The 24,460-nt window shown below is 47.3% G+C and carries 21 protein-coding genes and 1 tRNA gene; 13 read left to right on the top strand and 9 right to left on the bottom strand.

Annotated elements, in window-relative coordinates:
- The gene (locus FTX54_RS16230) at positions 1-204 is read left to right on the top strand and encodes a hypothetical protein (RefSeq protein ID WP_147802618.1); all 204 of its coding nucleotides are present in this window, start codon (positions 1-3) and stop codon (positions 202-204) included.
- Between the two features lie 679 nt (positions 205-883).
- Here the strand turns inward: FTX54_RS16230 and FTX54_RS16225 are convergent.
- Positions 884-1,405: an acyl-CoA thioesterase gene (locus FTX54_RS16225; protein ID WP_147802620.1), complete on the bottom strand. Its 522-nt coding sequence runs from the start codon at positions 1,403-1,405 to the stop codon at positions 884-886.
- A gap of 93 nt (positions 1,406-1,498) precedes the next feature.
- Between FTX54_RS16225 and FTX54_RS16220 the strand changes: the two genes are divergently transcribed.
- The 7 genes from FTX54_RS16220 to FTX54_RS16190 are packed head-to-tail and all read left to right on the top strand — an operon-like array spanning position 1,499 to position 6,829.
- Positions 1,499-1,843, top strand: coding sequence for a CHY zinc finger protein (locus FTX54_RS16220; RefSeq protein ID WP_147802621.1), 345 nt, complete (start codon positions 1,499-1,501; stop codon positions 1,841-1,843).
- Positions 1,843-3,048: an ABC transporter substrate-binding protein gene (locus FTX54_RS16215; RefSeq protein ID WP_147802622.1), complete on the top strand. Its 1,206-nt coding sequence runs from the start codon at positions 1,843-1,845 to the stop codon at positions 3,046-3,048. Before FTX54_RS16220 ends, FTX54_RS16215 begins: the two co-directional genes overlap by 1 nt.
- On the top strand, positions 3,032-3,901 hold the full coding sequence (locus FTX54_RS16210) for an ABC transporter permease (protein ID WP_246125557.1): 870 nt from the start codon (positions 3,032-3,034) through the stop codon (positions 3,899-3,901). Before FTX54_RS16215 ends, FTX54_RS16210 begins: the two co-directional genes overlap by 17 nt.
- The gene (locus FTX54_RS16205) at positions 3,894-4,688 is read left to right on the top strand and encodes an ABC transporter permease (protein WP_147802624.1); all 795 of its coding nucleotides are present in this window, start codon (positions 3,894-3,896) and stop codon (positions 4,686-4,688) included. The genes FTX54_RS16210 and FTX54_RS16205 overlap by 8 nt, the downstream gene beginning before the upstream one ends.
- 17 nt (positions 4,689-4,705) lie before the next feature.
- Positions 4,706-5,650: an ABC transporter ATP-binding protein gene (locus FTX54_RS16200; RefSeq protein WP_187254453.1), complete on the top strand. Its 945-nt coding sequence runs from the start codon at positions 4,706-4,708 to the stop codon at positions 5,648-5,650.
- The gene (locus FTX54_RS16195) at positions 5,643-6,227 is read left to right on the top strand and encodes a CDP-alcohol phosphatidyltransferase family protein (protein ID WP_147802626.1); all 585 of its coding nucleotides are present in this window, start codon (positions 5,643-5,645) and stop codon (positions 6,225-6,227) included. Before FTX54_RS16200 ends, FTX54_RS16195 begins: the two co-directional genes overlap by 8 nt.
- Before the next feature lie 8 nt (positions 6,228-6,235).
- Positions 6,236-6,829: an FMN-dependent NADH-azoreductase gene (locus FTX54_RS16190; RefSeq protein ID WP_147802627.1), complete on the top strand. Its 594-nt coding sequence runs from the start codon at positions 6,236-6,238 to the stop codon at positions 6,827-6,829.
- Between the two features lie 262 nt (positions 6,830-7,091).
- Here FTX54_RS16190 and FTX54_RS16185 read toward each other — a convergent pair whose 3' ends face one another.
- Genes FTX54_RS16185 through nikC form a run of 4 tightly spaced genes read right to left on the bottom strand, consistent with a single transcriptional unit; the run spans position 7,092 to position 10,997 of the window.
- Complete coding sequence (locus FTX54_RS16185) at positions 7,092-8,105, bottom strand: ABC transporter ATP-binding protein (protein WP_147802628.1); 1,014 nt, start codon at positions 8,103-8,105, stop codon at positions 7,092-7,094.
- Positions 8,071-9,123, bottom strand: coding sequence for an ABC transporter ATP-binding protein (locus FTX54_RS16180; protein WP_422387407.1), 1,053 nt, complete (start codon positions 9,121-9,123; stop codon positions 8,071-8,073). Before FTX54_RS16180 ends, FTX54_RS16185 begins: the two co-directional genes overlap by 35 nt.
- A 35-nt stretch (positions 9,124-9,158) precedes the next feature.
- Positions 9,159-10,079: a nickel ABC transporter permease gene (gene nikB / locus FTX54_RS16175; protein ID WP_147802629.1), complete on the bottom strand. Its 921-nt coding sequence runs from the start codon at positions 10,077-10,079 to the stop codon at positions 9,159-9,161.
- Between the two features lie 21 nt (positions 10,080-10,100).
- Positions 10,101-10,997 (bottom strand): nickel transporter permease, encoded by an 897-nt coding sequence (gene nikC / locus FTX54_RS16170; RefSeq protein ID WP_147802630.1) that lies wholly within the window; start codon positions 10,995-10,997, stop codon positions 10,101-10,103.
- A gap of 392 nt (positions 10,998-11,389) precedes the next feature.
- Here nikC and FTX54_RS16165 point away from each other — a divergent pair, with 392 nt between their 5' ends.
- From FTX54_RS16165 to FTX54_RS16155, 3 genes are all read left to right on the top strand, one after another.
- Entirely contained in the window at positions 11,390-13,033 is a 1,644-nt protein-coding gene (locus tag FTX54_RS16165; protein ID WP_147802631.1) for a glutathione ABC transporter substrate-binding protein, read from the top strand.
- Between the two features lie 630 nt (positions 13,034-13,663).
- Positions 13,664-15,343 carry a glutathione ABC transporter substrate-binding protein gene (locus tag FTX54_RS16160; RefSeq protein ID WP_147802632.1) on the top strand — a complete coding sequence of 560 codons (1,680 nt, stop codon included), beginning with the start codon at positions 13,664-13,666 and terminating at the stop codon, positions 15,341-15,343.
- 290 nt (positions 15,344-15,633) lie between these two features.
- Positions 15,634-16,998: an aspartate kinase gene (locus FTX54_RS16155; RefSeq protein ID WP_147802633.1), complete on the top strand. Its 1,365-nt coding sequence runs from the start codon at positions 15,634-15,636 to the stop codon at positions 16,996-16,998.
- Positions 16,999-17,136: 138 nt separating this feature from the next.
- Here FTX54_RS16155 and FTX54_RS16150 read toward each other — a convergent pair whose 3' ends face one another.
- The 3 genes from FTX54_RS16150 to metA form a co-directional block, all read right to left on the bottom strand.
- A complete protein-coding gene (locus tag FTX54_RS16150) occupies positions 17,137-18,603 on the bottom strand; it encodes an alpha-amylase (RefSeq protein ID WP_147802824.1) in 1,467 nt (488 codons plus the stop codon).
- A gap of 639 nt (positions 18,604-19,242) precedes the next feature.
- Positions 19,243-20,712, bottom strand: coding sequence for an alpha-amylase (locus FTX54_RS16145; protein WP_147802634.1), 1,470 nt, complete (start codon positions 20,710-20,712; stop codon positions 19,243-19,245).
- A gap of 110 nt (positions 20,713-20,822) precedes the next feature.
- Positions 20,823-21,737 carry a homoserine O-acetyltransferase MetA gene (gene metA, locus FTX54_RS16140; protein ID WP_147802635.1) on the bottom strand — a complete coding sequence of 305 codons (915 nt, stop codon included), beginning with the start codon at positions 21,735-21,737 and terminating at the stop codon, positions 20,823-20,825.
- Positions 21,738-22,006: 269 nt separating this feature from the next.
- On the opposite strand from metA, the gene FTX54_RS16135 reads away from it, so the two are divergent.
- Positions 22,007-22,783 carry a Cof-type HAD-IIB family hydrolase gene (locus FTX54_RS16135; RefSeq protein WP_147802636.1) on the top strand — a complete coding sequence of 259 codons (777 nt, stop codon included), beginning with the start codon at positions 22,007-22,009 and terminating at the stop codon, positions 22,781-22,783.
- Between the two features lie 47 nt (positions 22,784-22,830).
- Positions 22,831-22,907 (top strand) — tRNA-Arg (locus FTX54_RS16130).
- A 644-nt stretch (positions 22,908-23,551) separates the two neighbouring features.
- On the opposite strand, the gene FTX54_RS16125 is transcribed toward FTX54_RS16130, so the two are convergent.
- Positions 23,552-24,361, bottom strand: a complete 810-nt coding sequence (locus FTX54_RS16125) for a DUF4190 domain-containing protein (RefSeq protein ID WP_147802637.1) — start codon at positions 24,359-24,361, stop codon at positions 23,552-23,554.
- Between the last annotated feature and the right edge of the window lie 99 nt (positions 24,362-24,460).

Here is a 24,460-nt window from a genome sequence, read left to right as displayed (position 1 = left end):
ATGAACGGAAGCGGCGAAAATGATTCAGGTAATACGTTATTCAGCTTTATGAAATATGCGTTGCTTGCATTAATAGTCGTTGTCGTTCTATTCTTCATTGTTAATTTTCTACTTCCCATGATTGGTGAAACCGAGGGAAGCAGTGAAACAGATAACGTGGAAATCAGCGTGGATTTAAATGAAGATGGAGCAGATAATGAATAAATAGATAAAGGAAAAGCTGTCCCACAATATCTGCAGGATAGTCCGGACAGTCTTAAAAAAGCGGCATGATGGTATTTCCCGTCATGCCGCTTTTCAGAGTGTTGATTAAGCCATCCTTTCAGACTATTTATTCTATTTATGTTCTATGTCTCTCATTCACTTTTCGGCGGAGGCTCTGTTAAAGCTCTGTGTTGTTTTTGGAGTGCCTGCGTGGGGCTGTTTTTCAGCTGTTTTCCATGTCACGGACATGGAAAAGGATCTTCTGACTGTGCTCCAATCCACCGGTGCCTCCACCGGACGTTACGGAGGACAAGAAATTTTTTTATGGAAGGAAACGGCCGTAACAGGAGTGCTTATTAAAAATAAGAAACTTCTTTTTATCTCCCTGCTGCAGCCGCAGGGGGCGACTCCGAGGCGATTAAGGACGAGCCGAAGATCCATTTCTTCCAGCATGCAGGCGGAAGAAATGAGCTGAGGCCGGCCCGCCCGGAAAGCGTCCCCCGGAAGGCGGAAGCAGTGAACCGTATACCTGAAAAGCGGCGTGACAGGTATTTCCCGTCATGCCGCTTTTATTTTTACTCAGTAAATCAATTTTTTGGGGAGCAGTATTCCTTAGGAGAGAACCTGTTAACCTATTCGTATGAAGAGACCTTCTTTCTTAAATATAGTACAATAAAATCTACAGATCATCGTCCCATGGTTTTAACTCTGACAGCGTTTCTGCAAGTTTTTTACTGTGAACCCGGCTTTCTTTCCGGACAGCAATTCTTCCCGGGGCTGTGTCGAACAAATATTTTTCTTCATCCGATTCAGGCTCTACATGGGGCACGGAAGCTTTTTCCCCTTTGTCATCGAGGGCAACGAACGTGAGGAAGCTGGTGGCAGCCAGCCGGCGCTCGCCTGTTAAAAGGTCTTCTGCAATGACTTTCACGAAGACTTCCATCGAGCTTTTGCCGGTGGAGGAGACATGGGATTCAAGACAGACAGAATCTGTCTGGTGGATAGGGTGAAGGAAGTCCACCGAGTCTGTTGATGCTGTTACACATTCCTGCCGGCAGTGTCTGGCTGCGGATATAGAAGCGACGTCATCAATATCTTTCATCAGTTTACCGCCAAAAAGTGTATCGTGGTTGTTCGTATCCTGTGGGAAGACGCGTCCGGTTTTAATTACTTTCGAATCTTTACATTTTTTCGTATGCATTGCTGTCACTCCTGTTTTTAATAATCCTATTCATTATAGCATGGTCAGCAGTTAAGAAACGTAACAGTTTATACATAAGGAGGAGGACAGTTTATGAAATATATTCATGGTATCCCTGTCTACGGGGCAGCCGATGAAGAAACGAGATGCAGACATTACCATTCTGAAACAGATCGGGTTGCGCTGAAATGCAGCTGCTGTGAAGATTATTATCCCTGCTACGAGTGTCATCAGGAGCATACAGGCAGAGCCTTCAAGCCCTGGGCGGCGGACAGACGGGAAGTGAAGGCTGTTCTGTGCGGGACCTGCGGTACGGAGCTTGAAATCCGCGAGTACCTGCAGGCGAAAGACCATTGTCCTTCCTGCAGTGCGAAGTTTAACCCAAACTGTGCACTCCATTACAGTTATTATTTCGAACCTGGTAAGGAGGATGCCTGATGAAGCGAAGCAGTGTAATATTGTTAGGGGTTCTGCTGACAGCCTGTTCCGGCGGGGAAGAACAGGAAAGTGACGCAGCCACGATGCAGGACAAGGAATGGGAGGAAATTGTTCAGGAAGCGGAAGGAGCGGAAATCGGGGTCTATATGTGGGGAGGAGATGAAGGGGTCAATGAATACATGGACGATTTCGTTGCACCGGCCCTGCAGGAAGAGTACGGAATTTCGTTTACCCGCTATCCGATGGACGCGACGGAATTTCTTTCAAGGCTGATGAACGAAAGAGAAGCAGATCAGCAGGAAGGGGCTGCAGATATTCTCTGGATTAACGGGGAAAATTTCAGGAATGCGAAAGAAAATGACCTTCTTTACGGTTCAATTGCTTCCATTCTTCCCAACATGGAGGACCATGTGAATCTCGAGGCACCTTACGTCGAAAATGACATGGGAATTGATGTCGAAGGCATGGAGGTGCCATGGGGGAACGTGCAGTATGCCTTTCAATTTCGAGATACAGCCAATCCTCCACAGACAATGGAAGAACTGCTGGAGTGGTCGGAAAATAATCCAGGTAATTTTACATACCCTGATGTTTTCAATGATACCGGCAATGGGTTTGTCCGCCATATCCTCCACTATGTTGCGGAAAATCCGGAAGATGTATCTTCCTATGATGAAGAGTGGCTGGAAGCAAATGGAGACGAAGTATGGGAGGTTCTCCGCCGTCTGCAGCCCACACTCTGGAGGAACGGGGAGACCTACCCTGATGCCCTGGCCCAGCTGGATCAGATGTTTGCAAACGGAGAGGTGAAAGCTACGATGGGCTTCAATGAATACCGTGCGGAAAGTCTGATCGAGCAGGGGACATTTCCCGAAGAAACAGAAACGGTCGGGTTGGATTCCGGGTCCATCAGCAGTACGCACTACTTAAGCATGCCGTTCAACACTCCGGAACCAGCCGCTGCGCTTGTCGCCATCAACTACATGCTTTCGCCGGAAGCTCAAATTGCTAAGCTGGATCCGGGCATGTGGGGGGAAGGACACATTCTGGATACGGATACGCTTAGTGCGGAAGAACAGGCAGAAATAGAAGCTTTTGTCGGAGAGGAAGTGGTTTCTCAGGAAAACGTCCTGCCGGAGCTTGATGCCCGCTACGTCGACTGGATTCAGGAGAACTGGGAGCAGGAAGTTGTCCAGCAGCGTTAAAGGATGGCTGCTTGCAGCTCCCCTCCTTCTCTTTATGCTCCTGTTTGTCGGGCAGGGCTTATTCAGGGCCTTTCAGGAGAGCATGGCGTTTGGGGGAAGTGAAGCTCTCTTCAGCAGCTATGAGGAACTGCTGAATGACAGAACATTTTGGGCTTCTTTCCGTATCAGCGTGTATGTTGCTTTTACATCAACGGTTTTTTCCCTTCTGATCGGACTGGGGCTGACGCGCAGTTTATTCCGGCTGTTTGATACAGACCGCTGGAAGATTATCGCCTGGTTTCCTATGCTCATTCCTCATTTTGTGGGAGCGTATATCGTAGTGCTTTTCTTTTCCCCGGGAGGGTGGTTTTCTTCCCTTACCGCGGAGATAGGCTGGATTGAAGGGATCCGGGACTTTCCTATTTTCGTTAATGATCCCTTATATATCGGCGTTATTCTCACTTATATATGGAAAGAAGTCCCCTTTGTCGTGCTGATGCTGCTTCCGGTCTATCAGGAAATTGACTGGCGGATGGAAGAGGTCGGGCGCAGCCTGGGGCTGAGGGGATGGGCGTTATTCCGTGCAGTGGAGGGGCCGTGGGTGACAGCTGTTCTTATTGAAGTATTTTTGATTCTTTTTGTATTCATTATCGGAGCCTTTGAAGTACCAGCCCTGCTCGGAGTCACCTACCCCGCGATGATGCCGGTCCTTGCTTTTGACTGGTTTTATCAGGCGGGGTGGTCGGAGCGTCCGCTTGCTCAGGCAATGATGGTGCTGTTGACGGCAGCTTCCGTTCTTCTTGCTTTTTCGCTTCTCTATTTTTCCCGGAAACGCCGGAAAAAATGGCTGGAAGGGGGCGGTTTCCATGCTTAAGCATATGAAAAAAATCGTCATTCTTCTGCTGTTTCTTCTGATATTTGTCGTGCCGGTGATGTTTTTGTTTCTGAAAAGCGTAACGTTTGGATGGACGTGGCCTGATGTGATGCCGAATGCCTTCAGTATGCGTGCCTGGGCAGTGATTTTCAGTGACCCTCAGATATTCTCTGCGCTTCAGATAACTTTTTTAATCGGGATTGCTGTAGTCACACTTAATTTTCTGCTCGCAGTTCCGGCAGCCTATGCGCTCAGTCATGGGAACATGCCCGGGAAAACAGCAGTAGAGACTATCCTCTTCCTGCCGATTCTCGTTCCGGTCCTTGCTGTGGCGATGGGGCTGCACATCGTTATGATCCGGCTCGGCCTCGCCGATCACTACTCAGGAGTCATATTGATTCACCTGCTGCCGACACTGCCTTATGCAGTGAGAGTACTTAAAGGGGGCTTCGACCGCATCTCTCCTTACTGGATGAAGCAGGGTCTGACGCTCGGGGTACCGCCGGTAAAAACTTTCTTCACGGTCCTCATGCCGATGATGATACCGAGCCTGCGCAGTACGGCGCTGCTTGTGTTTGTCATTTCTTTAAGTCAATATGTACTTACAGCGATTATCGGAGGCGGACAGGTCACCACCCTCCCGCTCCTTTACTATCCGTTTTTCAACAGTGCCAATGAAGCCGTTATTGCCGGCTTTTCCGTCTTATTTGCAGCTCTGCCTGTCCTGTTTCTTCTACTGTTTGAAACGGGTATCATTGTGTATCAAAGATGGCTCGGCCGGACGTAACGAAGAGGAGGTTAACAATGCTGAACCTTATTCAGCTGGAGAAAAAATTTCATCAGGAGACCATTTTTCAAAACATCAGCGCTGAAATAAATGAGGGGGATATAGTCAGCATTGTCGGGCCCTCCGGCTGCGGGAAAACAACCCTTCTCCGCTGTATTGCCGGATTGACGAAAATGAGCAGCGGCAGGATCGAACTGCATGGAAAGGACATCACTGCCGAGAAAGCAGAGAAACGTCCAGTTGTGCTTATGTTTCAGGAAGCGCTGCTGTTTCCGCATTTGACCGTGATTCAGAACGTTCTTTACGGGGTGAAGTACGGCAAACGACGCCTTTCCTCCAAAGATCGGGAAAACCAGGCACAAAAAATGCTGAAAAAAGTAGAGATGCTTGAATGGAAAGACAAGTATCCTTCCCAGCTCTCCGGAGGTCAGCAGCAGCGGGTATCGCTCGCCCGGGCACTGATGCTGCAGCCTTCCGTCCTGCTGCTTGACGAACCGTTCAGCAGCCTTGACGCGCATCTGCGCCAGTCGCTCCGCTTATGGGTGCGCCGTTTTCTTAAAGAAGAAGGGGTGACAGCGCTGTTTGTGACACACGACAGGGAAGAAGCGGTTGTCATGGGGGACAGACTGATCGTCATGAAAGACGGTATTCTCCAGCAGGAGGGAATTCCCGGAGAAGTCTATTCCCACCCTGCAAACGCGTCGGTCGCCGGGTTTATGAGCGACGGTATTTATGTGGATGGTGTCTTTTATTCGGCCGCTTCCTTAACGATGACAGGCGCAAAAAGCGGGGCGTACAAAGGAATTATTGAACACCCGCTGTATGCCTATGGCTATTCCTTCTACCGTGTCTATCTGCCCGAGCTGAAGCAGTCGGTCGTTATCCGGTCCGACATGCAGTGGCGGGAAGCAGAAGAAACAGCGGTAACCGTTGTTCAAAAAGGAAGTGTGTCCAGTGATTGATACGAAAGCAAAACATATCGTCCAGCCGCTTGTAGAAAAGTCAGCGGATACAGCTCTGCGGGCGGGGATGCATGCGAACCAGGTTACAGTCATCGGCTTCCTGATCGGTCTTGCAGCGGCACTGTCTGTCTATTTCGGCTATTACTGGACCGGTCTTCTGCTGCTCTGGGTTTCAGGATTTATCGATACAGTGGACGGGGCTATGGCCCGGAAGACAACCCCTTCCAAATTCGGAACCGTTCTGGACGTCAGCTTTGACCGTCTTGTGGAAATTGGAATTATATTAGCACTTGCTTTTCGTTTTCCGGATACGATGTGGGCGATGCTTCTGCTGACCGCCTCCATTCTTTATACGGTGACGATTTTCCTTACTGTTGGAGCTGTTTCTGATGAAAACACCGAAAAATCCTTTTACTATCAGCCCGCGCTCGCCGAGAGGACGGAAGGATTTCTGCTTCTGTCGCTTATGATCATTTTCGTGGACTATCTGCTTTTCTTCACGCTGCTGTTTCTATTCGTAGAAATTATTACAGCGATGCAGCGGCTGTATCATGCGAAACAAATTCTCGATAAGTAGGTGATACAATGGGTCTTCTTTATGTAACAGCGAACCCGAAACCGGTAAAGGAATCCTGCAGCCTCCAGCTGGGAGAGCATTTTTTGGATGCCTATAAAAAAAGCTGCCCCGAGGGTGAGGTTGTCCTCCTCGATCTATTCGCAGAAAAGATTCCTGCACTGGAAGGGGAGGCACTTGCAGCATGGGAGAGGAACAGTGAAGAGGTCGTAACAAACAAGTATGTCGATCAGTTTCTGCGGTTCGATCAGGTTGTGATTGTCACCCCGCTTTGGAATATGGGCGTGCCTTCTCCTGTAAAAGCGTATATCGATCACCTCATTCTTCCCGGTAAAACATTTCGTTTTGGAGAAAATGGTATCGAAGGACAGATGGAAGGCACCAGGATTCTTCATATCCAGTCGCGGGGCGGCATCTATTCAGAAGGTAAACTGGCTGCCTTTGAGCACGGCGACAGCTATTTGAGGACGATTTTCAAACTGGTCGGCGTAAAGACGTATGAGCATATTTTTATCGAAGGCACTAGCACTTATCCCGAGGAAGTCGAAGAGAGGCTTAACCAGGCAAAGCGCCAGGCAGAAGCACTCGCTGGGACTTTTAAATAGACTTTCTAAAACCTCAGTTTCTATAGGGACGCCTTTTACTTTTCTCTCTGAAGCGATCGGCGGTGCCTCCAGAGGAATTAAGCGAACTCGGAAGACCCTGTTTGGGAAATACTCGCTTTTCCAAAAACAGGCCCTGGATCCCTGTGGAAACGAAAGCGCACGTTCATTGCTTAAATACTTTATTTTCAAGGTAGCTTTATTTTTAAGGAAGTCCATAAAAAAGGAAGCCCGCGGATTACGCAGGGCTTCCTTTTTACGGTTATTAATAGTTCGGCTGCATCTCACCGGATTCGATCTCTTCAATGTAGTGGCAGGCAGCTCGGTGGCCCCCGTCCATAAGAGAATCGTTCGTACGGAGTACCGGCTCTTCCTCTTTACATTTATCCGTTGCGAACGGACAGCGAGTATGGAAACGGCAGCCGGTCGGCGGATCAATAGGAGAGGGGACATCACCTTTCAAAATAATCTGGTCTTTTTTCACTGTCGGATCCGGTACAGGAATCGCTGAAAGAAGCGTTTTCGTATACGGGTGCTTCGGGTTATCGAAAAGAGACTTCTTATCTGCAATTTCAACAATTTTACCGAGATACATGACGAGTACCCGGTCGGAGATGTGGCGTACCACCCCAAGGTCGTGGGAAATAAACAAATACGTTAAATCGAGTTCATTCTGCAGTTTTTTCAAAAGGTTCAGTACCTGCGCCTGAATTGATACGTCCAGGGCTGAGACCGATTCGTCACAAATGATCATTTTCGGGTCCACGGAGAGAGCGCGGGCGATACCGATACGCTGCCGCTGTCCTCCACTGAATTCATGCGGGAAACGGTCGATCTGGTGCGGACCGAGGCCGACGATATTCATCAATTCCTTGATACGGGCTTCCCGTTTATCTTTAGGCATGACGTCCTGAATCTGCATAGCTTCACTTAAAATCTGGCGAACGGTCTGGCGCGGATTAATCGATGCGTAAGGATCCTGAAAGATGATCTGCAGATCTTTGCGTCTCTGGCGCATCTGCTTTTTACTGAGAGCGAGCAGATCCTGTCCTCCGAATTCAACTTCACCGCTCGTAGGCTCATCGAGTCTCAGAATCGCCCGTCCGGTAGTTGATTTACCACAGCCGGATTCGCCGACAATGCTGAGTGTTTCTCCCTGTTTCACTTCAAAAGAAATATCGTCGACCGCTTTGACGTCATTTACTTTGCGGCCGAAAATCCCCCCTTTAATCGGGAAGTACTGCTTAAGATTTTGAACTTTCAGTATGTCCGTAGTCATCTTTGACATTCACCTCCGGGCCGTCCCACTGGTCTGTATGAATCCAGCAGCGGACTTGATTTCCATCTTTAAGATCTTCGAGATCAGGCAGTCTTTCTACACACATTTCTCTTGCAAAAGGGCAGCGCGGAGCAAAGCGGCATCCGTCAGGAAGGTCATCCGGACTCGGAACCATCCCTTTAATTACTGCAAGCTCTTCCTGATCGATATCGTGCCGCGGAAGAGATTTTAACAAACCGACCGTGTACGGGTGATTTGGATTGTTAAAGAGTGTTTCTACATCGGCATATTCAACGATTTTGCCGGCATACATGACGGCAACGTAGTCACAGGTTTCTGCTACGACGCCAAGGTCATGCGTGATCAGCAGCATGGACATGCCGAGCTCTTCCTGCAGGCCGCTGATCAGTCTCAGAATCTGTGCCTGAATCGTAACATCGAGAGCTGTCGTCGGCTCATCCGCAATGAGCAGCTGTGGATTGCAGGCCAGGGCGATTGCGATCATCGCACGCTGGCGCATGCCTCCGGAGAGTTCATGGGGATAGGCTTTCAGGCGCGCTTTTGGCGAAGGAATACCGACCAGTTCCAGCATTCCGAGAGCTTTATTGAGGGCGTCTTTTTTTGAGAGCCCCTGGTGAATCTGGTAGGACTCTGCAATCTGATCCCCGATCGTATAAACAGGGTTCAATGACGTCATCGGCTCCTGGAAAATCATCGAAATTTTATTCCCGCGGATGCTGCGCATTTCCGCTTCTGATTTTGCAAGAAGGTCTTCGCCGTTAAAGGTGATGGAGCCGCCTTTGATACGGCCGGGGTCATCAATCAGTCTCATGATGGAAAGAGAAGTAATACTCTTTCCCGAACCGGATTCCCCGACGATACCGAGTGTTTTTCCGGATGGTACATCAAAATGGACACCGTCTACGGCTTTTATTTCGCCTTTATGAGTGAAAAAGGATGTCTGCAGGTCATCAACTTTAATAATAGAATGCGTGTCGTTGTCTTTCAGATTATCCAACAGGTCTCCCACCTTTCTATGCTGGAATGATAATTTTAGTCAAGCTCAATCCGCTTGTTAAGGAAGCGGTAGGAAATGTCCACGGCAAAGTTTACGAGTACAAACAGCAGGGCAAGAATCAATACAGCACCCTGGACGATTGGGAAATCACGCTGGGCGATCGCTTCGACGACGAGCCTGCCGAGGCCGTTTATCGCAAATACAGTCTCTGTAAGCACTGCACCGCCGAGAAGAACACCAAACTGAAGACCAACCACTGTTACAACAGGGATAAGAGCATTACGCAGCGCGTGCTTATAAACGACATAGCGTTCTTTTACGCCTTTGGCACGGGCTGTACGGATGTAATCCTGGTGAATAACTTCAAGCATACTCGAGCGTGTCATACGGGCAATAATAGCTGCACCGGCCGTTCCCAGCGTGATAACCGGGAGGATGATTGAAGCCGGAGTGCCCCAGCCCGATACCGGAAGCCATTCGATGTTCAATGCGAAATATTGAATCAGCATCAGACCAAGCCAGAAGTTCGGCATGGAAAGGCCGAAAAGGGCAAAAACCATAATAAACATATCAAGCGGGGAATTTCTTCTGGTTGCAGAAACGATGCCTGCAATCAGTCCGATAAAGATACTGAGAAGCGTACTGTAAAAAGCGAGCTCTACGGTTATCCAGAAGCGGGCGCTGATTTCATCTGTGACAGCGCGTCCGCTGCGGATAGAGTTACCTAAATCACCGGTTACGGCATTACCAACGAAAGTGGCGTACTGTACAGGCAGAGGATCGTTCAGTCCGAGGCGGTCCCGGGTTTGTTCAATCTGCTGTTCTGTTGCACTTTCACCGGCAATAATCTGCGCCGGGTCCCCCGGAATCAGGTGCATCATAAGAAAGACAACGAGGGTGACCCCGATAAGCACCGGTATCGTCTGGAGTAAACGTCGTACTGTATAAATAAACAAAAGGCTTCACCTCTCTAACTGTTAAGATTTTAGTTTTGGATCCAAAGCGTCACGCACACCGTCACCGAACAGGTTGAAAGCAAGCACAACGACGACGATAGCAAGACCCGGGAAGAGGGCAATATGCGGATGATCCCACATATAGTTACGTCCGGCAGCGAGCATGGCGCCCCATTCCGGAGTCGGCGGCTGGGCCCCCAGCCCAAGGAAGGAAAGACCACTTGCAGTCAGTACGGCTGTGGCAACGCGGAGTGTTGCCTGCACAATGATCGGCGAGAGGATATTAGGAAGGATATGACGGAAAATAATCCGGAAATCCGAAGCCCCAAGCGCGCGTACAGCGTCAACATATTCTAATTTTCTGACAGATAAAGTGGAACCTCGTACGATCCGGGCAAACACCGGAATCGAAAAGATGGAAATGGCTATGATGACGTTGTTAATACTTCCACCAAGTACAGCTACAATACCGAGGGCAAGCAGAATACCAGGGAAAGCAAGCAGTACGTCCATTGTTCTCATAATAACTGCGTCAATGCGCTTCCCGTAATAACCGGAAACGATACCGAGTATAACTCCGACTATCATACCGATAAATACCGATAGAAATCCTATGTATAGAGTGATGGACATGCCGTGAATAATCCTGGTGAAAATATCACGACCGTGGTGGTCTGTGCCGAACCAGTAATCTCCTGACGGGCCCTGAAGCCGGTCGGATACGTTTGGAGCCAGAGGATCGGTTGTTGTCAGCAAGGGGCCGACAAGAGCAACAATGATAAAAAACAAAATTAAAACTCCACCTGCCATAGCAAGGTAATTGGAGCGCAGTTTACGCCAGACAGTTTTCATATTTTCAATCTGCGGGTTGATCCGTTTCTTTTCCTGCGTTGAAACGTTGACCGTCGTCTCAGCCATACTGTTAACCTCTCTTTCATACATGTTTTAGTAATACGTTCAAAAATCTTCCACATTTCCCCAATACTATAGGAAATAACTAAACGTACGATACGAAAAATTATATCATTCCCACAATTTTTCACAAGCCCTATTCGCAAAATCCTAAATATTTTCACAATATAATAAATCAAAAATTGCTCTTATTCCCAGTAATTAGTATAAAAGCGCTTTCAATTGCGTGAGAGAATGCACAATTGCTTTTTCACATCAATGTAATAAAGGTAAATTTTCTTACACAATAATTTGCAGCAATAATAAATTTTTTGAAAATTCGGTTGTTTTCACGTGTGGAATCAAGTAAATTATAAAGAGGTTTCACACTATAATTAATCATCCAGGAGGGACACACCATGTGGAAAAGTAAAACATTGAAAGCCGCGTTCTTATCAACGGCGGCAGCTGTCGTTTTTACAGCATGCGCCAGCGAACCTGATAATGAAGGAGCCGGAGATAACGCCGTACCGGGAAATGGGGAGGAAGGGGCGGAAGGTGGAGAAGAAGTGGACGCAGAAGATGCGGAAATAGATCCGGATAACCTCGTCATTGCCACTCTGTCCGATATTGAAGCGATTGATCCTCATACATCCAACGACGTTCCGTCGAGTACCGTCCAGCACAACCTGTTCGAGTCCCTCATTACCCAGACCGAAGATATGGAGCTTGAACCCGGCCTGGCGACAAATTGGGAAAATGTAGATGAGACAACGTGGGAGCTTGAGCTTCGTGAAGATGTTACGTTCCACGATGGATCCGATTTTAATGCCGAGGTCGTCAAAGCAAATCTTGACCGTATTCTGGATGACTCCATTGGTTCTCCGCGTGCCGCGCTTTTTGAAATGATTGAAGAAGTCGTAGTTATCGACGATCATACAGTAGAAATACATACGGAATACCCTTTTTCACCGCTGCCTTCCCACCTCGCTCATTCCGGAGGGGGAATGATGAGCCTGGAGACGATTGAGGCGGACTATGAAGGGGTGGAAGAAGGCGGCCAGCCTGGAGACTATATTAATGAAAATCCGAGCGGAACAGGTTTCTTTGAATTTGAAGAATGGACGCCGGGATCGGAAGTGGTGCTGACCCGTAACGACGACTATTGGGGAGATCCGGCAGGTGTCGAGCAGGTGACGTTCCAGGTTACACCGGAAGACTTGACCCGGATCGGCGAGCTGGAAACAGGAGCAGCCGATATCATTTTCCCGGTCAGCCCGAGTGACGTGGAGCGGGTCGAATCCACAGACGGTATCAGCATGTATGAACAGGAAAGCCTCGGTCTTGCCTATATCGGTTTTAATATGCAGAAAGAACCATTTGATGATCCGGATGTACGTCGGGCGCTTTCCATGGGAATTAACAAAGAGGACCTCCTGGAGGGGGTACTGGAAGGCACCGGGACACCAGCTGTAGGACCTCTCGGGGAACAGATTTTCGGTTTCTCTGATGCTGTTGAAGAAATTCCGTACGATCCTGAAGCTGCCCAGGAACTTCTCGCAGAGGCTGGGTATGAAGATGGCTTCGAAACGACACTCTGGACAAATGACAGCCGGGAACGCATCGATATTGCCGAGCTCGTTCAGGCCCAGCTCTCCGCTATTGGAGTAACAGTGAATATCGAAGTTTTGGAGTGGGGCGCTTATTTAGAGAATACGTCAGAAGGACAGCATGACATGTTCATTCTCGGCTGGTCGACGGCTACTGGAGATGCAGATTATCTCATGTATAACCTGTTCCATTCGAGTCAGCAGGGAGACGGGAACAAATCCTTCCTTGATGATCCGGAAATCGACGAGCTGCTCGAAGAAGGCCGCAGTGCGACAACGGAAGCGGAACGGGAAGATATTTACGAAGAAGCGATGCAGCTGCTCGTGGATGATGCAAGAATGCTTTATTTGTACCACCAGGACTATCTTGTCGGGGTGCGCGATGAAGTTCAGGGCTTCTGGAAGCATCCAAACGGCATCTATCAGCTTCATGAGGTTACGATAGAAGAATAAGCCGGATAAAGAAATGGAAAGCCTGTCAGGCGAACGTCTGGCAGGCTTTTGTCTGGGTGAAGCTTTTCTCTCGGAAAGGAACATATAAGATGAAGGCGGCATGCCTGGAAAGCGCCCCGTGTAAACGAAAGCTTCTGTTTTCGGTAACGGAGATCGGCTCCATGCCTGTTATGAATTTCCATCAACTGTGTAAAATAAATTACTTTCAGCTGATTCCATGCACAGGAAATCCCCCTCGGTTTTCCTCTGCCGGTCCGCCGATACTCAGAAGAGACTGGTACATAGTGTTTTTTCAAAAAAATAGTTACTCTAAAGGAATATTTTTCTTTCAAGCGATAACTGCATTTTCATCGGCCGGGATAACTGTAATCGAAATGGAAGCTGTCTATGTAACAAACATAGGTGTATATCCGTTTTCTGCCTCGAAAAATACTCTTGAAAAAATTATATCTTAAGATGCGCGAAGGACAGTTTTATTAAAAAATTCGATATGCAGTCTTTCATAAACTATCGCAAAATATAAAAAAAGTTAAAAAAACCTAAATTATCGCACTTGTTTTTTAAATCGAAATATTGTAAGTTTAGGGAGATAAACTTTGTAAAATTATGAGAACATAAGGGGGAAACATAATGTTTAAAAGCAAAACGATGCAGGCAGCTCTAGCTTCTGTAGCTGTAGCATTAGCGTTTACGGCATGCGCCAGCGAGCCGGACAACGATGGGGGCACAGACAATGGGGCAGCACCGAATAACTCAGCGGAAAATGCTGAAGGGAACAATGAAGCTCCTGATAACAGTGAAGGTGGCGACGGTGAAGCGACAGATGAGGACGTAGATCCGGATAACCTGGTTATTGCGACTCTTTCCGATATCGAGTCCATGGATCCGCACGGTTCCAATGACGTGCCGTCAAGTACTGTTCAAACAAATGTTTATGAATCACTGCTCATGCAGAATGAAGAAATGGAACTTCAGCCGCTTCTTGCTACAGACTGGGAAGCAACAGAAGAGGACGTATGGACGTTTGAACTTCGCGAAGACGTCACGTTCCACGATGATTCTGAGTTCAATGCCGAAGTAGTAAAAGCAAACTTTGATCGTGTTCTTGACGATGAAATTGGTTCACCACGTGCGTTCCTTTATGAAATGGTAGAAGAAGTAGTTGTAGTAGATGACTATACGGTTGAATTCCATACAGAATTCCCATTTGCACCGCTTCCTTCCCACATTGCACACTCCGGTGGTGGAATTATCAGCCAGGAAGCAATTGAAGAAGATTACGCGCAGATGGAAGACGGAGGCCAGCCAGGCGATTACTTAAATGAAAATCCGGTTGGAACAGGTTTCTTTGAATTTGAAGAATGGAACCCGGGTTCTGAAGTAGTACTTACACGAAACGACGATTACTGGGGCGAGACTGCAGGAGTAGAGCGTGTGACATTCAGCGTTTCCCCTGAAGACCTGACCCGGATCGGCGAGCTGGAAACGGGTGCAGCGGATATTATTTATCCTGTAAGCCCGAGTGATACAGAGCGTATTGAAGATACCGAAGGAGTCAGCCTCTACACGCAGGAAAGCCTGAGCCTTTCTTACATCGGCTTTAACATGCAGAAAGAGCCGTTTGACGATCCACAGGTACGTCAGGCCCTTTCCATGGCTATTAATAAAGAAGATCTGCTTGAAGGAGTTCTTGAAGGAACTGGTACACCGGCAGTCGGCCCAATTGGGGAGCAGGTATTCGGTTATTCCGATGCTGTCGATGAGCTGGAATACGATCCGGAACGTGCCCAGGAGCTTCTTGCCGAAGCAGGATACGAAGATGGATTTGATACAACAATCTGGACAAACGACAGCCGTGAGCGTATGGACGTAGCGGAGCTTGTTCAGGCACAGCTTTCTGTTATCGGAGTTAATGCAGAGATTGAAGTACTTGAGTGGGGTGCCTACCTTGATAACACAGCAGAAGGCGAACATGATATGTTCATTCTCGGCTGGGTTACAGTAACAGGGGATGCAGACTACGGCATGTACGCTCTCTTCCACTCCAGCCAGCACGGTGCAGCGGGTAACCGTTCATTCATGGAAAACGCTGAGCTTGATGAAATTCTTGACGAAGCACGACGTGAAACAGACGAAGCTACGCGTGAAGCACTGTATGAAGATGCAATGGAGATCCTCGTAGATGAGGCGCCGATGCTTTATCTATACCATACCGATTACCTTGTCGGTATGCGTGATGAAGTCCAGGGCTTCTGGAAGCATCCAAACGGTCTTTACCAGCTTCAGGATGTAACAATCGAATCAAACTAAATACGCAAAGGAAGCTGTCTTCGGGCAGCTTCCTTTTTTTAGGGAGTTTCTTCTGAACGTAAAAGAAGCACTGAATTCTCTGTGAAAAGACCGGAATTAGCGGCTTCGAACAGGAAGAAAGCGTCGTTGTCCAGTGATAACAAGCAGAGCAGGTAAGCACCGGTAAAAGCCTTTCGGGATAATCCTCAGCCTATACTTGTAGCGGCAGAAAAAGTCTAGTATAATTTCGATATGTATTTTTAGTGTGATCATTTGTTCTTTAAGAAAACACATCAGAAGGGGATTTTGTCATGGTTAAGGTAGTGAAATTCGGCGGCAGCTCCGTTGCAGGGGCAGCCCAGTTTACAAAAGCAGCGGAAATCGTGCGGGGGGACGTGGAACGGCGGATCGTCGTCGTTTCTGCACCGGGAAAACGATTTGCCGACGATATAAAAACGACAGATCTCCTGATTGAACTTGCGGAATCAGTAAAGAAAGGAAGAGATTTCTCCGGGGAGATGCAGGCCGTCATCGACCGCTATGCAGCGATTATTGAAGAACTGGATCTCCCTTTTTCTCTCCTTGATTCACTCAAAAAACAACTCTCGCATCTCGTGGATACTTATAAAGAAGATGAACCGAGGCTTTTTGATGCTTTAATGGCGAGTGGAGAAAATGAAAATGCCAAACTTATGGCAGCCTATCTGCGGCAGCTGGGCGAAGAAGCTCATTACGTTTCCCCGGAAGAAGCAGGGATGGTCGTCACGGACGATCCCGCAAACGCCCGTATTCTTCCCGAAGCTTACGACAGGCTGAAGAACCTTCGGAACCGCTCCGGCCTTCTCGTCGTACCGGGATTTTTCGGAGTATCCAAAAACGGACATATCGTCACCTTTCCAAGAGGAGGGTCGGATATTACCGGATCGATTCTTGCTGCAGGGGTAGAAGCTTCTTTATATGAGAATTTTACGGATGTGGATTCCGTTTATTCAGTCAATCCTGCTCTCATTGAAAACCCGCAGGAAATGAAGGAAATCACCTACAGGGAAATGCGGGAGCTTGCCTACGCCGGATTTTCTGTTTTTCACGACGAAGCGCTGCAGCCTGTCGTTGCTGAAAAAATACCGGTCTGCATTAAAAACACAAACCATCCGGAGGCCGACGGGACGCTCATCGTCGACCAGCGGGAGCAGAAAGGTCTGCCTGTTGTCGGGATCGCGAGCGATAAAGGGTTTATAACCATTAACCTAAGGAAGTATCTTATGAACCGCGAAGTCGGGTTCGGTCAGCATCTGCTGCAAATCCTTGCCGAAGAGGGGATTTCCTTCGAACATACACCTTCAGGAATTGATAACATGTCGGTTATCGTCCGCGAAGAATATATGGAAGAAGGAAAAGAAGAGAAAATTCTTGCACGTATCCGGGCAGAGCTTAATGTAGAGGAAGTGCATGTTGAGCGGGATCTGGCCATGGTGATGGTCGTCGGTGAAGGGATGGCGCGCACGGTCGGTGTAGCCGCCAAAGCAACGACGGCGCTCGCGGAAGCGGGTGTGAACATTAAAATGATTAATCAGGGCTCTTCTGAAGTAAGTATGATGTTCGGGGTCAATGCTTCAGAAGCTGATCTGGCTGTTAAAAGCCTGTACAAAGCCTGTTTTGCCCAGGTAAAAGCATAAAACAGACAACACATCAGAACAGCATGCCGTCTCCTGACTGCAGTGAAAAGGAGCTGTCCTACAGAAAGTAAGCACGGCTGCACAAAGAAAAAAAGCCTGTCAGACAAATCCCGTCTGACAGGCTTTTTTCCGGCTCTTTTAAAGCTCCTTCTCAGTTTTCTGGACGTATACCGAAACGCTGCCTCCATTTACTCGAAAATCAGCGCAGCCTTCTTCATCAATGGTTACTGTTTCCCGGACGTTCCCAGTCAAATCGTACCAGATTTCTCCGGCACGGCCGTCCCCGACACACATATGTTTAAAGCCGGCTTCGCCGTTGGTCATGACGACTGCACAGCCGGACTGTGGTAAAAGATCTTCCCCGAACCGCACCCAGCCGATCGTGTTGCTGTCGTCAAAATAGTCCTGCTGTTCACCATAGCTGAAACGGCTCCTGGCATCGAGCAGCGGATCGAGCATTTCTTTTTTGCCGTTCTTGGGGCTTCCCCCGTTGATCCCTCTATAATCTCCGTAAAATACACATGGATAGCCGTCTTTTCTTAACAGAATCAGAGCGTAGGCAAGCGGTTTGAACCAGCATTCCACCCAGGATTCAAGTGCTTCATGCGGCTGGGAGTCATGGTTGTCGACAAATGTTACAGCATTAGCCGGATAATCCCCTACAAGTGTCTCGTGAAACATCGTCCGCATATCAAAGTCTTTTCCCTGGTGGGAAGCTTCATAAAATTTATAATGGAGGGAAACATCAAACAGATCAATACTGAAATCGACGTACTCCAGAAAACGTTCACACGCTGCCAGATCGGCGTGCCAGAATTCCCCTACGAAATAAAAATCATCGCCATGTTCCCGGCGCATCTCAGCCAGAAAGTCAGCGATAAACAAGTGGTTAATATGTTTAATAGCATCCAGCCGGTAGCCGTCGCATGAGGTCGTTTCTGCAAACCATTTCCCCCAGTACATCATCTCCTGCCGAACCTCGGGGTGATTATAATCAATGTTGGCAAACATTAAGTAGTCATAATTTCCAAACTCATCATCTACATGGTCATTCCATTCCTTATTTTCTCCGAGTATTCTGAAAATTCCAGTTTCACCGGTGGCATGGTCATAGTCGGTGCCGTTAAAGTGGTAGGAATGCCAGGTGAATTCAGAGTGCTCTCCTTTTCTTCCAGGGAAATAAAACCGGGTCCAGCCTTCAATATCGTAAGGCTCGGAAATAACTTCGTGCCTGTCTCCGGCATCGACTTCAACTACCTGAAACTGCTCCGTTTCATCGGCTCCTGCTTTATGGTTCATAACGACATCCGCATAGACACGGATTCCCTGCTCATGGCAGGCGTCAATGCCTTTCAGCAGTTCTTGCTTCGTCCCGTATTTTGTACGGACAGAGCCTTTCTGGTCAAACTCTCCGAGATCATACCCGTCGTAAATGCCGTAGCCGTTATCTTCCTGGGTAATACATTTCGTCGAAGGGGGAATCCAAAAAGCATCAATGCCGCGGTGCTTCATTTCTTCGGCAAGCTCTGCCATTCTGTTCCAATGATTTCCATCATTGGGTAAATGCCATTCAAAAAACTGCATCATCGTGTGATTTCTAAGTATTGGTGCCATGTTCACCCTCCTTGTTTTTAGGCATAACGATCTATACCCTCGATAAGCGATGTGAAACAAGAAAGATTTGCTAATAGTGGTGGGATTTCCTTGATATGCACCTGCTTCTCGACTTCTCCGTGTCTTGTCTGGAAAGCAGGATAAGAAGAAAAGCAGTAAAGGGGCATGCAAATCGAACGAAGCGCTCCTACGGTATGAGCCGGGAGCGCTTCGTTTATAAAGATAATTATCACGTTTTTATAAATAGCTGTGTTAAAGCATTCTGTGGTTGATATATATAAGAAAACTTCGCTGCAACCCGGCAGGCCTGCCGTGGAGGAGATCTCCGGGTAAGGCTTACGCCCTGCGGGATCTTCCAATCTCCTTCTTCCACGGGCATGTTTCCGCTTCGTTTTCATTTTCTAATACGGAAAGCCCGCTCGTTGAATCAAGAAGGTACTAAGGTAGAAGCCAGTGCCAGGGCGATTTTTCAAGACGCCTGCGGAAAAAGAAAGCGGGAAGATCCTCCCGGACGCAAGGGACGTAGAGCTGGAGGCTTTCTCCGCGGCAGGCGAAGAAAAAGGAGCCGCAGGCACTCCAAAAAACAACACGGAGCTTTAACAAAGCCTTATAAACAGAAGTAACAGGATATCAGTCGTCTATTTTCTGAATGAAGACGGAGACACTTCCGCCTTCCACAGGGAAATTTGCCCAGCCGTCATCTTCGATAGTAATCGTATCATCGATTGTTCCGGTCATATCGAGCCACTCCTCACCGCCACGATCTTCGCCGACAAACATACGTTTTTCTCCCGGCTCTCCATTCGTCATAATGACAGCGCAGCCGGAGTGAGGGATATCCTCCACACCGAAACGGACCCAGCCGATAGTATTTGGGTGGTCGAGGTAGTCTTCCTGATCACCGTAGCTGTAATTATACCGGGCATCAAGAAGGGGTTCGAGCATTTCCCGTTTGGCCTCAATAGGCTCATCCCCATTTATGCCTGCATAGTCTCCGTAAAAAACACACGGATAGCCGTCTTCCCGAAGAAGGATCATCGCATAGGCAAGAGGCTTGAACCAGTCTTCCACCCACGACTCAAGCGCTTCGTTTGGCTGCGAATCGTGATTGTCTACGAAAGTCACTGCCTGCAGCGGATGTCTGTCAACGATCGTATCCTCAAAAATGGTAGACATGTCAAACCCGTCCCCCTGATTGGATGCCTCAAAAAATTTGTAGTGCAGCGTAACGTCAAACAGGTCAAGGCTGTAATCAGCATATTCGAGGAACGTTTCTACAGCTTCAATCTCCGGATTCCAGAATTCCCCGACGAAATAAAAATCATCCCCGTGCTCGGTGCGGAGGGCATCAATAAAATCCTTAACGAACAGGTGGTTAATATGTTTTATCGCATCGAGACGGAACCCGTCCACCTGGGTCGTCCCGGCAAACCATTTTCCCCATTCCAGCATTTCTTCCCGGACTTCGGGATGGTCGTAATCGATGTTGGCAAACATCAGGTAATCGTAGTTGCCGAATTCATCATCGACATGATCATTCCAGTCTTTATCTTCCCCTAAAATATGAAATACGGCCTGCTTATCTTCGTTGGCATCGTAATCTGTACCGTTGAAATGGTCAAAGTTCCATGTAAACTCAGAGTATTCTCCGTCCCGGCCAGGAAACGTAAAGCGTGTCCATCCTTCGATATCGTAAGGCTCGGAAATTTCTTCTTCCCGGTTGTCGGGATCGACCTGGATCGCCTTGAAAAGCTCTGTGTCATCCGCTCCCGCTTTGTGGTTCATAACCACATCGGCATAAACCCGGATGCCATGCTCGTGACAGACTTCGATACTTTTCAGCAGCTCGTCTTTCGTGCCGTATTTCGTCCGCACAGTTCCTTTTTGATCAAATTCCCCGAGGTCATAAACATCGTACGTGCCGTACCCGTTATCATCCTGGGAAATAGCTTTAGAAGCGGGCGGAATCCAGATAGAATCGATTCCCTGATTTTTTATTTCCTCTGCCATTTCGGCAAGGCGGTTCCAGTGGTCCCCATCATTGGGAAGGTGCCACTCAAAAAACTGCATCATTGTATTATTTCTCGGTGTTTCACTCATGTGTACCGCTCCTTTTCATATTTGAACATAAAGCCATATATACCCTTCCTTTAGAAAATAAAACAAAAAAGCTGTCCTGCAATGATGCAGAACAGCTCTCAGGGTATATGCTATTTCCATTCGTAAGGCGTCTGCTGGTACACATAGTAATTCAGCCAGTTGGAAAAAAGCAGATGGGCGTGGGAACGCCAGCGGTTCATCGGTGCTTCGCTCGGATCGTTATTCGGAAAGTAGTGAGAAGGAATCTGGACGCTGAGACCGCGGTCCAGATCTCTTTCATATTCTTCTTTCAGCGTAACCGTGTCATACTCCAGGTGTCCTGTGGCCATAATGTGTTTTCCGTCCTTGGACATAAGCAGGAACGGCCCTGCCTCCTTGGAGGAAGCGAGCAGAAGCAGCTCATCATGTTCCTCGGGAGCTTCGATGGAAATGTTGGTATGCCGCGAATGAGGGGCGATAAACTCATCATCAAAGCCCCGCAGCAGCTCAATTTTTTTCATCAACGGATCGATACGGTGCCGGAAAATACCCGAACACTTCTGTTCAAGCGGGACTTTGTTAATGCCGTAAAGGTGATAAAGAGCGGCCTGTGCGCCCCAGCAGATATGAAGACTCGACGTAACGTTATCTTTTGCCCAGTCCATAATCGACGTAATTTCCTGCCAATACAGAACGTTTTCAAATTGAATGTGCTCAATCGGTGCTCCCGTAATGATCATTCCGTCGAATTTATGATCTTTAATGCTGTCAAAATCCTGATAAAAAGCTTCCAGGTGAGAAGTGCTGACGTTCTTCGGCTGGTACGAAGCAGTACGCAGGAACGTAATATTAACCTGAAGCGGAGAATTCCCGAGCAGCCGCAGCAGGTGGGCTTCTGTCTTTTCTTTTTCCGGCATTAAGTTTAAAATAACGATGTTAAGCGGACGAATGTCCTGCATCGTCGCCCGCTCATCTTCCATGACGAAAATATTCTCTGTTTCCAATATATCTTTTGCCGGTAGGTTCTTCGGTACATTAATCGGCACTGCGCCCGCCTCCTTATGCGAAAATTTCTGATAACTTCTATTATAACAAGTGGCAGGAAATCTACAAAGGTTTAATGCTTTGCAGCAGAGAATTTATTGATGAACCTCTCTATAAAAGGGGGATTTGGAGAATCCTGATGCTTTTTTTAATGTATTTTTTCCCGACTGACATTTGAAAAATAAAGAAAAAGTCCTCATGGGTGTACTGCGTGCAGTCGTTCACTTATAATAGATAAAAGCGAAAGGCATTAGAAAAGGAGAGTTTACTCATGGAACAAAAAATACTTTTTTTTGATATTGACGGTACCCTGCTCGATGAAGAAAAAAAGCTGCCCGCATCAACGGAAGCAGCGATTGCAGAATTGAAAAAACAGGGCCATTACGTAGCGATCGCAACGGGGAGGGCACCTTTTATGTTTGCAGAGCTGCGCAAGCGCCTGCAGGTGAATTCGTTCATAAGCTTTAACGGCTCCTACGTGGAATTTGAAGGGGAGGCCATTTACAAAAAGGCCCTTGACCCCGATGCGTTAAAGTATTTTACCGAATACGCAACGAAAAATGATCACCCTGTCGTCTACCTCGATCACCGCGACATGAAGGCTAATGTCCCGCATCATCCCCATATTGAAGCAAGCCTCGGGTCTCTCAAGTTTGACCACCCGGCCTTTGACGAATCATATTTGCAGGGAAGAAACATTTATCAGACGCTGCTTTTTTGTGCCGAAGGAGAAGAGAAGCCGTACGAAGAAAAATTCGGCGATTTTGATTTTATCCGCTGGCATGAAGTTTCCACCGATGTTCTTCCGGCAGGAGGATCAAAAGCGATCGGCATCGAGAAAGTCATGAACCGCCTCGGAGCTTCCCGCGACGATGTGTATGTTTTCGGTGACGGCCCCAACGATGTGGAAATGCTCCAATTCACAAAAAACAGCGTAGCGATGGGCAACTCCGTCCCTCAGGCAAAAGCTGCGGCCGCTGTGCAGACGGCACACGTCAGTGAAGATGGTCTCGTAAAAGCCTTGCGTAACTTCGGTCTTATTAAGTAGAATAGAGAAAGACACAAAAAAAGCCGGTACGGAACCGGCTTTCCCATGACCCTGTAGCTCAGCAGGATAGAGCAGCCGCCTCCTAAGCGGCAGGTCGGAGGTTCAAATCCTCTCAGGGTCGCCATATAAACAACTGCCAAAACCCTTGATGAGCAAGGGTTTTTTATTTTTTATAACGTTGAGCAATTTACTAATATTTTCTATATATAGCTACCTTGAAAATATAATAACTTTATATGTTGAACTTAATCATTAGTTTCCACTTCTGTAAACACTCGCTTTCGTTTCCATGGGGGCGCAGGGCCGGCCTCAGCTAATTCCATCCTCCCTTCCGTCGGGCGGAATGGATCTTCGGCTCGTCCTTGATCACCTCGGAGTCGCTCCATCTCTACTACAGCTTATGGTAAAAAGACCGAGCAGCATCTGCCATCTAATAAAGGAAACCTCTTCTGGATATCATTGATTCCACCAGCGGACTTTCTGTATTGGAAAATCAAAACGAAGCGGCAAGCCTGCGGAGTTGTAGCGAAGTTTTCTACATGGATCAACAACAGACTTGGCTCTTACGCAAAGAAAGGGGACCTGGCTTTCCGACTTAAGATTACAAAAGATAACTTTACTTTAAAAGCTGGTGGCCCAGGCTTAAACGAAAGAATTTTAAAGGGTGAAATTAGCTTTTTTGTCAGATATAGTTTGTTTTCATCAAACGTGCGTAAGAACCACAGACTTAAACACCGCTTAAAAAAAAGAAACCCCGTAGGGCCTCTTTTAATCTTCTAATTCCACTTTCCAAATTGCTTGGCCGGAAGTGAAGGGATGTTCAAAAATAAATTCGTAAGTATCTGATTCATTCACATCGAAAACAACTTCTCCACGATTTTCACGACCCTCGCCTATTTCACCGTCTAAGCTGCCTTGGGATTCAGTATATATCGTAGCGTCATGTGTATAACCATCTCCGTCTTGAAGAGACATTTGTAATATAGTAGATACGTTAGCGGGTTCATCCGTTTTATTCACTATAGTCAAATCAAGAATAGCAAAATGATCATTTCCTGGCTCTTCAAAGTCATTTCCAGAAGAAGTGTAAGCTTTATTAAGTGTAATTTCTAATCCATCAAAATTGATGGTGTCACCCACAGATACAGCTTCTTCTTGATCAGCTTCTGCTTCGTTGTTCACTTCATTGGCATTATCTTCGCTATTATTGCTGACTGAATCTTCATTTTCATTATCCATTGCTGCTATTTCATTCGATTGGTTGTTTTCACTTGCAGTGGCGGTAAATTCTTCTGCATCCTCAGTAGGTATTAAAGCTATAACAATCCAAAATCCGAATTTGTATACAAGCGTTACAATCCCTAAAACCATACCTACTGTAGCACTACCTCTTTTGTAATTTTGTTTTCTTCCTATTATTCCAAAAATAATTGCCAAAATCCAGGCAGGAAAGAGAAACCAACCTAAAAATGGTATCAAACCAATGACTAACCCAACAATACCTAATACTAAAGATGCCGTAGCTAACCCATTGGCATTAATATTACTTTGACTTACACTGACTGCTTCTTCACTCACAAAAACTCCCCCTTAATTTCTCCAATAAAATATAAGATTATGAATCTATTCAATTTACCTCCTTAAATAGAATATAAATATAATTATAACAAAAAAAGG

Origin of the sequence: Alkalicoccus halolimnae (assembly GCF_008014775.2) — a bacterium.
GTDB lineage: Bacteria > Bacillota > Bacilli > Bacillales > Salisediminibacteriaceae > Alkalicoccus > Alkalicoccus halolimnae.
Note: the sequence above shows the minus strand (reverse complement) of the source record. Positions and strands in the feature narration are given on the sequence as shown.

What these genes read in the sequence shown, in the direction of transcription:
- FTX54_RS16220 (WP_147802621.1), top strand. Translation starts at nt 1,499, where the DNA reads ATGAAATATATTCATGGTATCCCTGTCTACGGGGCAGCCGATGAAGAA.
- FTX54_RS16215 (WP_147802622.1), top strand. Translation starts at nt 1,843, where the DNA reads ATGAAGCGAAGCAGTGTAATATTGTTAGGGGTTCTGCTGACAGCCTGT.
- FTX54_RS16200 (WP_187254453.1), top strand. Translation starts at nt 4,706, where the DNA reads ATGCTGAACCTTATTCAGCTGGAGAAAAAATTTCATCAGGAGACCATT.
- FTX54_RS16160 (WP_147802632.1), top strand. Translation starts at nt 13,664, where the DNA reads ATGTTTAAAAGCAAAACGATGCAGGCAGCTCTAGCTTCTGTAGCTGTA.
- FTX54_RS16205 (WP_147802624.1), top strand. Translation starts at nt 3,894, where the DNA reads ATGCTTAAGCATATGAAAAAAATCGTCATTCTTCTGCTGTTTCTTCTG.
- FTX54_RS16135 (WP_147802636.1), top strand. Translation starts at nt 22,007, where the DNA reads ATGGAACAAAAAATACTTTTTTTTGATATTGACGGTACCCTGCTCGAT.
- FTX54_RS16225 (WP_147802620.1), bottom strand. Translation starts at nt 1,405, where the DNA reads ATGCATACGAAAAAATGTAAAGATTCGAAAGTAATTAAAACCGGACGC.
- FTX54_RS16230 (WP_147802618.1), top strand. Translation starts at nt 1, where the DNA reads ATGAACGGAAGCGGCGAAAATGATTCAGGTAATACGTTATTCAGCTTT.
- FTX54_RS16155 (WP_147802633.1), top strand. Translation starts at nt 15,634, where the DNA reads ATGGTTAAGGTAGTGAAATTCGGCGGCAGCTCCGTTGCAGGGGCAGCC.
- nikC (WP_147802630.1), bottom strand. Translation starts at nt 10,997, where the DNA reads ATGGCTGAGACGACGGTCAACGTTTCAACGCAGGAAAAGAAACGGATC.
- FTX54_RS16185 (WP_147802628.1), bottom strand. Translation starts at nt 8,105, where the DNA reads ATGACTACGGACATACTGAAAGTTCAAAATCTTAAGCAGTACTTCCCG.
- FTX54_RS16145 (WP_147802634.1), bottom strand. Translation starts at nt 20,712, where the DNA reads ATGAGTGAAACACCGAGAAATAATACAATGATGCAGTTTTTTGAGTGG.
- FTX54_RS16165 (WP_147802631.1), top strand. Translation starts at nt 11,390, where the DNA reads ATGTGGAAAAGTAAAACATTGAAAGCCGCGTTCTTATCAACGGCGGCA.
- FTX54_RS16190 (WP_147802627.1), top strand. Translation starts at nt 6,236, where the DNA reads ATGGGTCTTCTTTATGTAACAGCGAACCCGAAACCGGTAAAGGAATCC.